The organism is Antrihabitans cavernicola, from assembly GCF_008297975.1.
Classification (GTDB): domain Bacteria; phylum Actinomycetota; class Actinomycetes; order Mycobacteriales; family Mycobacteriaceae; genus Antrihabitans; species Antrihabitans cavernicola.
In genome coordinates this window covers 245,365-258,267 of sequence record NZ_VLNY01000007.1, presented here as the reverse complement: position 1 = coordinate 258,267, position 12,903 = coordinate 245,365, and the positions used below count along the sequence as shown (strand labels likewise).

Below are 12,903 nucleotides of genomic sequence, written 5' to 3'. Positions count from 1 at the left end.
TGGGACTGTCCGCGTCGTCCTGCGCGCGTATTTCGGAAGACGCCGCGCGACGGATGTGGCAGGTCGGGCGGTCGGCGAATGCTCGGTGCCATGACAAACGCAATCGTGGTCACCGAGGGGTTGACCAAACGCTATGGCGAGCACACCGCGGTGAACGGTGTGAGTCTGACCGTGCGGGCGGGGGAGATCTACGGATTTCTCGGCCCCAACGGAGCAGGCAAGACGACGACGCTACGCATGCTGGTCGGGCTGATTCGGCCGACCAGCGGCGTGGCAACCGTACTCGGCGGCGTGCCGGGCGATGCGATAGTCGCAGCGCGGATCGGTGTGCTGATCGAGGGCCCCGGCTTCTATCCGTACCTGTCCGGTCGCGACAACCTATCCGTGATGGCGCGCTATCGCGGTCTGTCGGACAGCCAGGTCGACGACGCGCTCGAACGTGTGCGACTCAGCGACCGCGCCGACGACAAGTTTCGCACCTACTCGCTGGGTATGAAGCAACGGCTCGGCGTCGGGTCTGCGCTACTCGGCGAGCCCGACCTGCTGATCCTCGACGAACCGACCAACGGCCTGGACCCGGCAGGCATGGCCGAGATGCGTTCTCTGATCATCGATCTGGCTGCGTCGGGACATTCTGTGTTGCTGTCGAGCCACATGCTCAGCGAGGTCCAGGAGATCTGCGATCGTGTCGGGGTGATTTCCGGCGGCACGTTGCTTGCGGAGTCGACGGTTGCCGAGTTGCGCGGCGCGACAACGATGTTGCTTCGTGCGGAGCCCGCAGCTGTCGCGTTTCCGTTCGTCCAACGGGCGGCGGGTTCGCAGCGAACGATGCTGACCGACAAAGGAATTCGGGTCGAGGTCGGGGCTGATCAAGCTCCCGCGCTGGCGCGGGCCGTCGTCGAATCCGGCGCCGACCTGCTCGAGTTGCGGCCCGACGAACGCTCCCTGGAAGACGTGTTCTTCGAGATGACCACACGACGTGAACTGGAGGCTGCGAAATGAATGCGTTGTTGAGATGTGCCCGCGCCGAAGCGGTGCGATTGCGTAAGTGGCCGGCTTTCTGGGTGCTGCTGGGTACCTGGGTGGTGCTGAACCTGACATTCGTATACGTGTTCAACTACATCGCCTACAAATCCGGGGATGCGAGCACTATGTCGAACGGGCTGCCCCGCGATCTGCTCTTGCGCCAGATGCTGCCCGCAGCCGTTCCCGAAGTGTTCACACAAGGCATGGCGATGTTCGGCGGTGCACTGATGCTGATCCTGGGCGCGCTGACGGTCGGCAGTGGATACGGTTGGGGCACATGGAAAACGGTGTTCACACAAGGCCCGTCGCGAACGTCCGCGCTCGGCGGAACGCTGGTGGCGCTGGCGGTGACGACGGTGTCGTTGGTGATGGCCGCGTTCGTCGTCGACGTCGGTGTTGCGGCAGTGATCGCATCGAGCGAGTCGCAGGCGATCGTGTTGCCGTCAGTGAGCCAGTCGTTGCTCGGGCTCGGTTCGGGGGTGCTGATCCTGGGGATGTGGACGATGTTCGGCGTGCTGATCGGGGCGATCGCACGCGGGCCTGCGCTCGCTGTCGGGCTGGGTCTGGTGTGGGTGTTGGTGGTGGAGAACCTGTTGCGCGGCGTCGCATCGCTGCTGGGGCCGGTCAAGGCGATCACCGACTATCTGCCGGGCACCGCTGCGGGGTCGCTGGCGGGGACGTTGCGCAGCGTCAAGGGCGACCCGGTGCCTGGCGTGCTCGATATCTTGTCGAGGCCGGAATCCATTGCAGCGCTGGCAATTTACCTGTCGTTATTCGCCGCCGGCACCATGTGGTTGATTCGCCGCCGCGATCTGGTCTGACGGCGCCAGCGTCACCGGAAGGCTGTCGTAGCCGCGCAAGGTCACCAGGGCGCGCCTTTTCGGTTGTCCGTCGAGTCGCAAGTCCGGGAAACGATCGAACAGGGCCTGCAACGCGATGGCACCTTCCATACGCGCGAGGCTTGCGCCCAAGCAGCTGTGTATCCCGCTACCGAACGAAAGATGTTCCTTGGCATTGCTTCTGGAGATGTCGAAGATGTCGGGGTCGGCGAATACGCCGGGATCGCGGTTCGCGCCGCCGATCAGCGGAACGATCATCGCACCTTCCGGAATGCGTTTGCCTGCGAGCTCGATGTCGCAACCGGCGGTGCGCGCAGTCATCTGCACCGGGCTGTCGAAGCGAAGGATTTCGTCGACCGCGGCAGGCCACCTGGTTGGATCGGCGCGCAGCATCGCCAACTGGTCGGGATGCGCAGCGAGCAGCACGAACCCGGCGCCGATCAGATTCACCGTGGTCTCGAACCCGGCCCCGATCAACAGCGATGCGGTCGACATCAGCTCTCGCTTGGACAGTTCGTCGTTGGCAACCAGCTCGCTGAGCAGGTTGTCGCCGGGTGCGGCGCGGAGGCGCTCGATGTGTGCGCTCAGATAGTCGTCGGCGGAGCGCAACCCCGCCATCGCGCGCTGGAATGTCCTCCAGGACAACCCGAGATCCAGCAGGGGTGCGCCGCTCTCGCCCCATTCCAGCATCTGCGGTCGATGTTCCTCGGGCATACCGAGGATCTCGCTGATGACCGCCGCGGGGAGTTGGAGGGCGAAATCGCGGATCAGGTCCGGGCGCTGTTTGGCAGCCAATTCGTCGAGTAGCTGATCGGTCAGCTGCTCGACTCGCCCGTGTAGCTGCCCGATCGCGCGAGGGGTGAAGGTCCGCGCAACGGCGTGCCGGTGCCTGGTGTGCTCCGGCGGGTCGATCATCAACATCGACGGCGGCTCGACCGGGTTCGTGATCTTGGGATCGGTCTTGCTCAACACCCATGGCAGCGGCCGCGGCAAGTCCAGTTCCTCCGGCGGACTGGCAATGAACCTGTTGTCGCGCAGAATGGTTCGACAGATCTCGTGATCTGCGGTGACCCACGCGAACGGCGTGTGGACCACGCGCCCGCGACCCCTGATGCGTTCGATCGCCGGGTACGGTTCGATGCCTCGTCGTGGGCCGACCAGCAACTGGGCAAACGGGTCGCGGCGCTTGGCCTGAATGCTGAGGAAGGCTCGCGGACCGTAGTGCATGGTGGCCCAGCGGATCCAGAGTTGTGTTTGCATTCGGTTCCCCCGTTCGACTGTGGATCAACGCTATCGCCGATGATCGAGATTGCGCATCACCCGAAGGTCGGACAAGCACCTCGTACCGCGGGTGGAGCCGGAGTACGTTCGGAGACGACCCACTCCGATCGAAAGGAATTGCTATGCCAACTCGCACCGCACGCACTGCTTGGACCGGTGGACTGGAGGACGGATCCGGCACGGTGGAGCTGGCAAGCTCGGGCGCGGGCACGTTCGACGTCTCGTTTCCGAAGCGCGCGGCAGACGACGCGGACGGCACCACCAGCCCCGAAGAATTGATCGCAGCGGCGCATTCGGCCTGCTACTCGATGGCGCTGTCGGGTGGGATCGCGGCTGCAGGCGGTACCCCGCAGAGCTTGGACGTGTCCGCAGATGTCTCCCTCGGACCCGATTCCGCCGGTGGTTTCAAACTGACCGGCATCAAGTTGACGGTGCGCGGCAAGGTCGAGGGCCTCGACGCTGCCGGATTCGAGCAGGCCGCTCAGGAAGCCAAGGCGGGTTGCCCGGTCAGCAAGGCGCTGACCGGCGTGGACATCACGCTGGATGCGGCGCTGGACGCCTGAAGTACACCCGTGCATCGCGGCGGTACATCGACACCAGCGCGACGATCACCGCGATCACATGTACCGATCGCGCTGTTCCGATCGCAACCGCGTCCAGGGTGACCGGCCCGACCGGATTGGCAGACAACAGCGCTGCCAACGGCTCCACCAACAGCGATACCAACCCGACGGTGCCCAGGCCGACGGTGAGTGCAGTCCGCGCCCACCGTCGGCCCGCTCGCATTCGAAGCATCACCGCGGCGACGACCAGGTAGATCAGTACTCGAATGGCAAGACCTGTTGCCAACGAACCGATGTCGACACCCTGCTCTTCGAGCTGGGCCGCGGTCCGAAGAACCGCCTCGGTGACTCCTGCGAGCAGCGCGATGCCCAGCGCGATGTAGGCGCGATCGACCGATGGGGGTGCCGGCGCGAGTGTGGTCGTCATGGAACACACTCTCTGTCACCTAGTCAGCACTGCGCATCACTCGGCAGTAGCAGGCCGGGCGCATACCTCGGTATCAAGCGAGTTCCGCGATCCGGGTCGCTAATGCCGTGCGCACCGATGGAATGCGCATCGCGGTAGCGACAACCGTATTGCGCACGACCCGCGGAGCCGCCCCGCGGACAGTTGCTGCGCGAGTCATCCGGTCCGTCATTGCGACCACCTTGATAGCAACCGGGCGCCGACGCGTCTGGTACTCGTCCAACGTCGATTCCGGCCTCTGTTGCGTGAGAACGCCGTTGAGTGTGTCTCCGAGATCGACCGCGTCCTGAATTCCGGTATTCATGCCCTGCCCGCCTGCCGGGCTGTGCACGTGAGCCGCATCGCCGGCCAGAAGAATCGAGCCGCTGCGGTAGGTCGACGCGATCCGATGCTGAACGCGAAAGCGTGAACTCCACACGACGTCGTCGATGTGCGTTCCGGCGGGCGCCCGCTCGTCCATCAAGGCCGCAACATCTGCAACAGAAGGGTTTTGGGGTGCATCGTCCATCGTTGCGACAATGCGATGGCGACCTCCGGGTAGTGGCGCAACCACGACAAGCCCCGCAGGCGCAAAGAACAGTTGCACTTCGTTTCGACTCAACGGCCATGTCATCCGAACGTCGGCAAGGACGAACGACTGCTCGTAGGCGCCGCCGACGAAATCGATGCCGACCGCATCGCGGACGACGCTGTGCATGCCGTCGGATCCCACGACGTATCGAGCCGTAACAGACTGTCCGTCAGCGGTTTGCACCGTTGCCCCCGTCGCGCTCGCAACGACGTCACGGACGGCGACGGATCGGTGAACGTAACCGCCGAGTTCGCCGAGGCGCGCTTCGAGAATTTCTTCGGTTCGTGATTGCGGCAGCATCAACGCGTACGGGTAAGCGGTGTCGAGAGCGCCGAAATCCAGTCGCGCCAACGTCTTCGACCGCTCGCGGACGGTGAAGATCGGCACCGGCACACCCTCGTCGACCAATCGTCGGGATACGTCGATGGACTCCAGGACTTCGAGCGTTCGCGCGTGGATCACGGCAGCGCGCGACTGTGTGGTCACTCGGTCGGCGGCGTCGAGCACCAGCACATCTACGCCCGCGCCCCGCAAGGTGCATGCGGTGGTCAGACCCGCCGGGCCTGCTCCGACGACGACAACCTCAGCCTTCTCGGGAAGATTCATCTTCACCTCTCCGGTCAACGTTTGTTGGCCAACATCTGTTGACTGTAGATGGAGATGCGATGCTCAGTCAACATTTGTTGGCTAAAATGCGAGACATGGCGGACGGGATTCCCAGAGCAGAGCAGGCCGACCGCGCGCGGGCAGCGATTCTCGACGCAGCGCAGCGCCGATTCGCGCTGTCCGGCTACAGCGGCACCACCATCAGGGCTGTCGCATCCGACGCGGCCATCGACGCATCGATGGTGATGCGCTATTTCGGCAACAAGGAAGGGTTGTTCGCGGCAGCGACTGCGGTCGACCTGGCGATGCCGGACTGGTCAGTGGTGCCGGTGGCGGAACTCGGCAGAAGCCTCGCGAGGCATTTCGTCGATACCTGGGAACACGGCGAAAGTTCAGCGGCGCTACATGTTCTCCTGTCCGCGCGAGCCGAAAGCGCGGCGGCCGACCGGATGGGCGAGATCTTTCGTCTTCAGGTTCTGCCCGCCGTCATGGCAGCAGGCAAAAAGGAACCCGAGGACGCCGCTCGACGATCCGGTCTGATCGCCACACAGGTCCTCGGGTTCGCGCTGTGCCGCTATATTCTGCGCCTACCGCCGGTCATGGCTCTCGACACCGACTCGGCTGTCGAATCGCTCGCGCCGGTGATCCAGCACTACCTGCTCGGCTAGCCGATCGGCTCGAACTCCCGCGGCTTGACGCTTGCACGATCAGTGAGGAAGGCGAACGCAAGCCCGAGCGAGAGCCACAGCGTCGCCTGAGTTGCCAGCGACGACAATCTGAACTGCCACAGCAGCGTTGCCGGGAAGGCGTCGCCGACCTCGTTGATGCCGGGCAGCAACACGTAGCCGAGCGCGACGATCACAACGAATATCGCCAGCGGCGCGGCAATCCGAATGCTCAGCTGCTGTGCTGCAACTCTTTTCGCGATGTACGCGGCGGCGGCAACGGCAACCAACCCGAGTATCACTGCGACCAGCCACAGCCAAGTGCGTTGGTTGATGGTCTCCGGATCGCCGATGGCGGGTGGATTCGCCGGGTACTTGAAAAACGGGACCGCCTCGATCGCCAGCCAACCACCGGCCGCAAGCGCGATAGCGAGAACGGAACCGGATAGGGACGTGACGCGTCGGGCGAAGTGGGCCACCGCCGCCAAGATGGCGCCGAGTGCCAGACCCGCCAGCGCGGTGGCCAGGAAAAGCCCACCCCGCTGGCCATCACGACTCACCAGCGGCGCGTCCTCGTCGCCGTGCGAATGACCGGACGTCACTCCGGTTTCATGGTGGGCGTCCGACGCCGACTCCTCGATTGCGATGGCCGCGTCGATATGCGGCTCGCCGATCAGAAACGCGACTCCACCAGCGAGCAACCCGGCAACGAGTCCCGCAAGCAACCCGCGGAGCAGAAGATCCTTCAGCGACATCGTCAGTGGCACGGAAGCCCCAGTAGATGGCGACCGTCGTGCATCAGTTCGTGCAGGTACATCCCGCTTCGAGAGATCACGCCCTGGTCGAATCCGACCAGGTACAGCGCGAGCAGCGCGAACAATACGACGCCGACCGCGACCACTGCGGCTGCCAGTGAGTCGGTTGCTCGAGTTGGCGAGTGAACGAGTGCCATCAGTCCTCCTGGGATCCCGATCGGATCCTTTACCGTCTCTTTGTCTTCGGCACTTTCGCACCAAATCGATAGCGGTGTCAATCGGACAAAGCGCACACCCACCTGATCCGTTGCGCGTACTCCCGGATACCGGGAGCCAGCGCAACGAATCCGAGCTACGAGTTGACCTCGGCACGTTGCACGGAGCCTGCGCGTTCGCCGAGCAGGCGGGCCGCAAGTGGCGCGAACGTGAGCCCGATCGCCGTCCACAGGATCGCTTGAGCGGCAAGCGAGTACAGGCGGAACGCGTACAGGTCGTCAGCCGAGAATCCGGGGTAGACGATCTTGCCGCTGCTGTCTCGCAACGGTTGTGGCGTCTCGGATGCGAAGTCGCCGTAGCTCGCATTCGCCGACAGATGACCCAACGACGGTAGAAGCAGCATGACTATGCCGATTGCGACGGCAAAGGCAGCCGCCGCCAGTAGCGTCGCCGTCCAGTTTCCGAACCGTGCAGCAAGGCGCCGGCCGAGCCAGACCGCGCCGAGCAGGAAGGCGATCGAGCACACCACCATCACCAGATACAGCCCGGTTCGCGCCTTGATCGTTTCGCCGTGCCCGATGGACGGGGGATTGGCCGGGTACTTCAGGAACGGCACCAGATACATGGTCGAGAACATCGCGCCCGCGATCAGGAGCGCCAGGTTGCGGGGCGAGACTTTGCCGACGCGGCCGACTGACACGCTGTAGACGACGGCGAAGAGCGCACCCATCGCGATCCCGAACAGCAGCATCCCGAATCCGATGCCGATGTTCGACTGCAATGTTCGAGTGAATACTTCGGGACCCATGTCTTCGACCGGCAGGCCCGCTGCCTTGTCGAGCACCGCTTGCGCGGCGTCGCGGCCGCTTTCGTAATCGATGGCTCGGCCGATGACCGGTTCACCGAAGATGCGACCGAACACGAACGCCAAAAGCCCGCCGAGTGCGCCCACCAGGACGCCACGGACAATTATCTGCTTTTCCATTGTTTTCTTGATTCCTCGGGTTCGAGACTCAGTGGCAGGGGAATCCGAGGAAATGCCGCGCATCGTGCACGAATTCGTGCACGTGATTGTCGGTGCCGAATATCGATACTGCGCCTTGATCGATTCCGATGAAGTAATAGACAAGCAGCGCCAAGAGGGTGGTTCCGATCAGCAGAAGAGCTGTCGTCGGAACTGCGAGCGTGACGGGTCGGGCCGAAACGCCTGGCTGCGGTGCGTATGTCGCCATGTGATCACTCCTTTTCGAGGATTTCGCGTCCTCGGTAGTCCGGATAGCCGCAAGGATCGAGTGTCTGACTCACCCGTCGGAGCAGAGTGCATGCTCAGGCAAGTTCACAGTGGCGCGACCGTTCTGGAATTGCACCAGATTCCTCGATCCATCGCGTGCGGAAAACCCTACGAGGCGCTGATCACAGCGTCAATCGCGACCGATTCGTATCCGTCATATCGGACTAATCGCCCAGAAAATACGGGCAAATCGGGTCAGTTGGACGTCGGCGCGGGAACGTCGAGGACTACCTCGAACTCCAGGAGCGACGCACCCGACGACACCGGCTTAGCTCGCTCGCCCGCATGCGCGTCCTTGGCCGGTCCCTCGCGCCAGGCCTGGAAGGACTCCTCCGAATCCCATTGCGTGACCACGAAGTAGCGGTTCTCACCCTTGGTCGGACGCAGCAGCTGAAAACCCAGAAAACCTGGAGAGCCGTCGACTGCGTGTGCCCGGTGGGCGAACCGCTTCTCCAATTCGGGGCCTGCGCCCTCGGGAACCTCGATCGCGTTGATCTTTACCACTGCCGTTCGAACGTCTGCCATGTCGGCGACATTACCTCGCGTAGCGTCGGCGCAATGGTCGTGGAAGAAGGCAGGCTGCACGACGAGGGCGGGTCAGGCTCCCCGATCCTGTTGCTGCACGGCTTGATGGGCCGGGGCCAGACGTGGCGGCGGCAGGTGCCGTGGCTTCGCGAGCACGGCCACGTCTACACGTTCGACGCGGCGGGTCACGGACGTCCGGCGCCCGATCCGCTCACCACCGAAGCATTCGTCGCCGACTTGGCTGCGGCACTCGAAACGATCACCGATCCGATGGTGGTGATCGGTCATTCCATGGGCGGCCTGCACGGCTGGTGCTTCGCCGCGGAGTTCCCGGCCAGGGTGCGTGGACTGGTCGTCGAGGATATTGCGCCGGATTTTCGTGGCCGCACCGCCGCGGACTGGGCGGAGCTGATTCGTTCCTGGCCGCAGCCGTTCGAGACAGCGGAGGCGGTGCTCGAATTCTTCGGCCCCGTCGCGGGACGCTATTTCCTGGACTCGTTCGATCAGCGCGACGACGGCTGGTATCTGCATGGCGACGTCGAGACGTTCCGTGCGATATCCGAGGAGTGGGGGACCAGGCACTTCTGGGATCAGTGGGAGAAGGTCCGTGCGCCGGTCCTGCTGATCGAAGGTGAGCACACCATCACGCCTACCGGTCAAATGGTGAAAATGGCTGAGCTACACGATGACTCGGCGTATATCCGGATCGCTGACGCCGGTCACCTGGTTCACGACGATCAGCCGGAGCGATACCGCGTTGCTGTCGAAGAATTTCTGACGTCGCTCGGGTGACTACTCGTTGGTCGTGTAGATATCCATGGCCGCGCGCTGGACATCGATATCGGAGTGTGCGCGGGCCTTCTGCAGCAGGGTTCGCCAATCGTCGGTCCAGCCGAAGGTGTCACCGCCGTGGCCGATCAGTTCGACGGCAGACAAGCCGGCCGATACGCCGTCTGCGTCGCTCAGCGCCTGTGCGATGGGCAGCAGCCGCTCGGTGGTGGTTGCCGGTGTTTCTGCTGGCAATCTCGCATTGAGAACTTGTGCGGGGTAGCCGACCAAACCGGTGCCGTCGGCGAGCGCAGCAGCGCGAACGATGCTCTGTGCGGCGTGCTCGGGCTCGTCCCAGCGAATGGTGCTGAGGTAGAGATCGATTGCGTACCAATGCCACAGGGGTTCCTGCGCCAGCCGATCGGCAAGTGCCGCGGCGGCCTTGCGGATCGGATGGCTCTGCGCAGCCGATCCGGCGACCTCGAGACAGAGTGTCCCCAGCCGTTGCCGTCCAGGGACATCACGGTTTGCTATCTCCGTGTCCTGGAGGTGAAGAAGCCCATCTGCCAACGTAAGTAGTGGGGCAACCTCGGATGTGGTCGAAGTCCCGGCGACCAAACTGGTGATCGCGACGCGCCACAGGCTCGTCTGCTCCAGATTTGTAGCGGTTTCGATCAGCATTTCCACCGAGTCCGCGGAGTCCCACAGACTCCATCGACCGAGAGCCGCCATGCCATTTCTGGCGATCTCTTGGTTCGGTGAGGCTGCGGCAGCCGCGACGAGCTTCGCGAACTGGGGGCGCAATTGCGGCGCGAGGGTCTCAGGATCGACGCCGAGCATCACGTTCGCTGTGTCGTGATCGGTTGATGCGGACTCGTAGAGCGCCCAAGCTTTCTCGTCCGGAACGAGCCACCGGCAACTTGCGACCGCTGCGCGGCGGATGGCCGGATGCTCATTCGGGATATGCCACATCCATCCGGCGGCATCGGCTGCGTCGGGCGCACGAAGTCGCGCCAGAACGTGCAGCGCGCGGTTCGTCGGCGCGACTCGGTTCGAATTGAGCAGCGGAAGAAGCTCATTGGAAAGCATTGTGGGACTGACGCTTTCCGCGCATCGTCCGACGCTCTCGAGCGCGGTCGGCGAGCTTTCCGACATCGCGTACTTGGTCAGTGTCCGAAGTGCAGCGAGAGGCTGATCTGTGGTTGCCAGCGCGGTAAGGGCGGCGTCGCGAATTTCGGGTTCCGGATCGTTCAGAAACTCGGTGGTGACTCGGCGTGTGCCTGGCAACTTGCCCAGCTGTCGAATCGAGCTCGCTCTTTCCGCGACTGGGGCGTGTGAGTTCTTGGCCGTATGGACGACGAGGTTGGCGTAGGTTTCGAGCTGTCGAGGAGTCCAGCGCCGGAAGCCGTCTGCGAAATACGGAATCAACGGTTCGTCCGTCGTGCGGAACCGACCGGAAGGCGGAGATTCGAGCACTTTGTCGACGAGATCCGTGCGCACGGTCGAGACCCACGCGTGCATCTCGGCTATCGCGATGGTGGAGGGGTCCCTTCGTAGAATTGCTTCGCCATTCCGATCGCGTGATGCACGGTTTGCCAACGTCAGGGCGATTGCCCGTCGCGCGACGTCGTTGTCGTGTGCATTGCACGCGTTGAGTACGGCCAGTTCGAGGCTCGGAATGTTCCAAGCACGCTTTCCGAGCCCTTCCGACAAGGAGAGCGCTGTGTTGTACTCCTCATGTCGGCCTTCTTGTGCGATGCGAGTGGCGAGCGCCTCGAACACGGACTGCTCTGCATCTTTCGGAAGATTCCGATCGAAGTCGTCGAAATCGATCTCGTCCGCAGAATGACTGAGTGCGCGCAGGCAATTGATCGCTGCGTCGATGTGGCCGCTTTGGCCGGATTGATCGCCCCAGACGAGTAGTCGCGAGGCGAGGCGCGTGGCCTCGCGTCGACTCTGTGTCGAGCAGTCTCGAGCGCCGACCGCTCCGCGCACGATTTCGACGAGATGTGAAAGCGAACCCAACGAATAGAGATGCGGGGAGATATCGGCAAGGGATCGCAATGCTTCCCGGCGGGTGGAGTCCCGTTCGGATTTCAATCGAGCCAGGTGACCGAGCATCTCGTAGACGACGTCGGGTTTGCGCGTGGCGGCGGCGATCGTGATGTAGACGGGGTATGCGAAACCCCGTGATTCAGGGTCGTGAAGGTACGTTGCCTCGAGCAGGGTCGGCCCGGCTTCTTTCCAGGGGAGGCGTGCTGCAAGTGCGAACTGGATATCTGGAGATTCTGAAATATTCTCTCTTGCAAGATATTTGCGCGCATGCGTTATTCGCTCGGCAGGCGGAAGAACATCGAGTACCGAGACTTGCGTACTGTCCGCGGGCCAATTGGGATCGGAGTGGATCGCGTCGAAGACGGCGTTGCGAGGAGTTGGTGGGAGCGACGCGAGGAAGGCGCGCTTGTACTGCGTTGGATACGCGCGCGACACCGAAGCAAGACGGTCGTCGGGTAGTGGCCGAAGAGCCTTCCACAGCTGACGACCGACCAGGCCGGTGCCATGGCCGGATGGATCGACGACGACGTCGGCGACACCGTCGGGGTTGAATCGTGCAAGATGAGCGGCGACTGCTCGCATCTGGGTCACCGGGGTATAGACAACGGCCTGCCGCATCAGATGCAAGACCCGATCAGGAAACTCGAGAGACGCCCAGCGGAGGGCGGGCGCAACCCGTGCCCACAGCCGAGCCCAATCCGACTCGAGGGTGGTTTTTGCCAGTACATCGACGTGGTCGAGAAATACCTCGGTGTGGCGTCGACTTATCGTCGTCCAACTACCGATGGCGTAGTCGAGGGTCGGAAGTTCGGTTGCGACGATCTCCGACGAGCAGGCCGGCAGCACCCGGGCCGCTTCGGTGTCGCCGAATTGCTTGCGAACTTCGGGCAGCAGCAGATCAGCTGCGGCCTGGCGGTTGCCGTGGCGAAGCGAGCGATAAAGGGTGTTGCGGGTTCGATACGAAAGTCGAGGAAGCCGGTCGAGGATGGCTTGCGGTTCCAGATCCAAATGCAACCAAGCCGCGATACTGCGAGCAAGAACCTCTTGATCGTGCGAATCGAGCATTGCTCTCAAGTACTCGGCTGTACCTGCGACCCGCGCCATTCCGATCGCGATGTTGACCTCGTACCTGCCGCGCGAAGACAGTTCGGACAGCAATGCGTCCAACTCCGGTGTCCCCGCCGCCGAGTGTGCGGTGAGGGCCAGTTCGCGTTCCCGTGCGGGTGCAGAGATGCGCTCGACATGCGAGAGAAGTGCTGTTGCGGCCGATTCCATG

Annotated in this window: 13 protein-coding genes, 1 pseudogene and 1 riboswitch; of the genes and pseudogenes, 5 read left to right on the top strand and 9 right to left on the bottom strand. The window is 63.4% G+C overall.

What is annotated here, in order from left to right; translation table 11 throughout:
- Window positions 1–90 precede the first annotated feature (90 nt).
- Window positions 91–1,002, top strand: coding sequence for an ABC transporter ATP-binding protein (locus FOY51_RS16840; protein ID WP_149431401.1), 912 nt, complete (start codon window positions 91–93; stop codon window positions 1,000–1,002).
- Window positions 999–1,847, top strand: a complete 849-nt coding sequence (locus FOY51_RS16835) for a DUF2705 family protein (protein WP_149431400.1) — start codon at window positions 999–1,001, stop codon at window positions 1,845–1,847. The genes FOY51_RS16840 and FOY51_RS16835 overlap by 4 nt, the downstream gene beginning before the upstream one ends.
- Here the strand turns inward: FOY51_RS16835 and FOY51_RS16830 are convergent.
- Window positions 1,797–3,125, bottom strand: coding sequence for a cytochrome P450 (locus FOY51_RS16830; protein ID WP_187776360.1), 1,329 nt, complete (start codon window positions 3,123–3,125; stop codon window positions 1,797–1,799). The two genes, FOY51_RS16835 and FOY51_RS16830, sit on opposite strands and share 51 nt — an antisense overlap.
- A 143-nt stretch (window positions 3,126–3,268) precedes the next feature.
- Here FOY51_RS16830 and FOY51_RS16825 point away from each other — a divergent pair, with 143 nt between their 5' ends.
- Window positions 3,269–3,709 carry an OsmC family peroxiredoxin gene (locus FOY51_RS16825; protein ID WP_149431399.1) on the top strand — a complete coding sequence of 147 codons (441 nt, stop codon included), beginning with the start codon at window positions 3,269–3,271 and terminating at the stop codon, window positions 3,707–3,709.
- On the opposite strand, the gene FOY51_RS16820 is transcribed toward FOY51_RS16825, so the two are convergent.
- Window positions 3,681–4,136, bottom strand: a complete 456-nt coding sequence (locus FOY51_RS16820; RefSeq protein WP_149431398.1) for a hypothetical protein — start codon at window positions 4,134–4,136, stop codon at window positions 3,681–3,683. The two genes, FOY51_RS16825 and FOY51_RS16820, sit on opposite strands and share 29 nt — an antisense overlap.
- A 73-nt stretch (window positions 4,137–4,209) precedes the next feature.
- Window positions 4,210–5,391 (bottom strand): annotated as a pseudogene (locus tag FOY51_RS16815) (FAD-dependent oxidoreductase); the annotation flags it as partial.
- Between the two features lie 56 nt (window positions 5,392–5,447).
- Between FOY51_RS16815 and FOY51_RS16810 the strand changes: the two are divergent.
- On the top strand, window positions 5,448–6,020 hold the full coding sequence (locus FOY51_RS16810) for a TetR/AcrR family transcriptional regulator (RefSeq protein WP_149431396.1): 573 nt from the start codon (window positions 5,448–5,450) through the stop codon (window positions 6,018–6,020).
- Here FOY51_RS16810 and FOY51_RS16805 read toward each other — a convergent pair.
- The 5 genes from FOY51_RS16805 to mhuD form a co-directional block, all read right to left on the bottom strand.
- Window positions 6,017–6,784: a CbtA family protein gene (locus FOY51_RS16805; RefSeq protein WP_187776359.1), complete on the bottom strand. Its 768-nt coding sequence runs from the start codon at window positions 6,782–6,784 to the stop codon at window positions 6,017–6,019. The genes FOY51_RS16810 and FOY51_RS16805 overlap by 4 nt on opposite strands.
- Window positions 6,775–6,969, bottom strand: a complete 195-nt coding sequence (locus FOY51_RS16800; protein ID WP_149431395.1) for a CbtB domain-containing protein — start codon at window positions 6,967–6,969, stop codon at window positions 6,775–6,777. Before FOY51_RS16800 ends, FOY51_RS16805 begins: the two co-directional genes overlap by 10 nt.
- 155 nt (window positions 6,970–7,124) lie before the next feature.
- Window positions 7,125–7,973, bottom strand: a complete 849-nt coding sequence (locus tag FOY51_RS16795) for a CbtA family protein (protein WP_149431394.1) — start codon at window positions 7,971–7,973, stop codon at window positions 7,125–7,127.
- Between the two features lie 28 nt (window positions 7,974–8,001).
- Window positions 8,002–8,220: a CbtB domain-containing protein gene (locus FOY51_RS16790; protein WP_149431393.1), complete on the bottom strand. Its 219-nt coding sequence runs from the start codon at window positions 8,218–8,220 to the stop codon at window positions 8,002–8,004.
- A gap of 38 nt (window positions 8,221–8,258) precedes the next feature.
- A riboswitch (cobalamin riboswitch) is annotated at window positions 8,259–8,404 on the bottom strand.
- A 70-nt stretch (window positions 8,405–8,474) separates the two neighbouring features.
- Window positions 8,475–8,804, bottom strand: coding sequence for a mycobilin-forming heme oxygenase MhuD (gene mhuD / locus FOY51_RS16785; protein ID WP_149431392.1), 330 nt, complete (start codon window positions 8,802–8,804; stop codon window positions 8,475–8,477).
- A 33-nt stretch (window positions 8,805–8,837) separates the two neighbouring features.
- On the opposite strand from mhuD, the gene FOY51_RS16780 reads away from it, so the two are divergent.
- Entirely contained in the window at window positions 8,838–9,596 is a 759-nt protein-coding gene (locus FOY51_RS16780) for an alpha/beta fold hydrolase (RefSeq protein ID WP_149431391.1), read from the top strand.
- Here FOY51_RS16780 and FOY51_RS16775 read toward each other — a convergent pair whose 3' ends face one another.
- Window positions 9,597–12,902: a hypothetical protein gene (locus FOY51_RS16775; protein ID WP_149431390.1), complete on the bottom strand. Its 3,306-nt coding sequence runs from the start codon at window positions 12,900–12,902 to the stop codon at window positions 9,597–9,599. It lies immediately after the preceding gene.
- Window position 12,903: the final 1 nt, after the last annotated feature.

What these genes read in the sequence shown, in the direction of transcription:
- FOY51_RS16800 (WP_149431395.1), bottom strand. Translation starts at nt 6,969, where the DNA reads ATGGCACTCGTTCACTCGCCAACTCGAGCAACCGACTCACTGGCAGCC.
- FOY51_RS16840 (WP_149431401.1), top strand. Translation starts at nt 91, where the DNA reads ATGACAAACGCAATCGTGGTCACCGAGGGGTTGACCAAACGCTATGGC.
- FOY51_RS16810 (WP_149431396.1), top strand. Translation starts at nt 5,448, where the DNA reads ATGGCGGACGGGATTCCCAGAGCAGAGCAGGCCGACCGCGCGCGGGCA.
- FOY51_RS16820 (WP_149431398.1), bottom strand. Translation starts at nt 4,136, where the DNA reads ATGACGACCACACTCGCGCCGGCACCCCCATCGGTCGATCGCGCCTAC.
- FOY51_RS16825 (WP_149431399.1), top strand. Translation starts at nt 3,269, where the DNA reads ATGCCAACTCGCACCGCACGCACTGCTTGGACCGGTGGACTGGAGGAC.
- mhuD (WP_149431392.1), bottom strand. Translation starts at nt 8,804, where the DNA reads ATGGCAGACGTTCGAACGGCAGTGGTAAAGATCAACGCGATCGAGGTT.
- FOY51_RS16775 (WP_149431390.1), bottom strand. Translation starts at nt 12,902, where the DNA reads ATGGAATCGGCCGCAACAGCACTTCTCTCGCATGTCGAGCGCATCTCT.
- FOY51_RS16795 (WP_149431394.1), bottom strand. Translation starts at nt 7,973, where the DNA reads ATGGAAAAGCAGATAATTGTCCGTGGCGTCCTGGTGGGCGCACTCGGC.
- FOY51_RS16830 (WP_187776360.1), bottom strand. Translation starts at nt 3,125, where the DNA reads ATGCAAACACAACTCTGGATCCGCTGGGCCACCATGCACTACGGTCCG.
- FOY51_RS16780 (WP_149431391.1), top strand. Translation starts at nt 8,838, where the DNA reads ATGGTCGTGGAAGAAGGCAGGCTGCACGACGAGGGCGGGTCAGGCTCC.
- FOY51_RS16790 (WP_149431393.1), bottom strand. Translation starts at nt 8,220, where the DNA reads ATGGCGACATACGCACCGCAGCCAGGCGTTTCGGCCCGACCCGTCACG.
- FOY51_RS16835 (WP_149431400.1), top strand. Translation starts at nt 999, where the DNA reads ATGAATGCGTTGTTGAGATGTGCCCGCGCCGAAGCGGTGCGATTGCGT.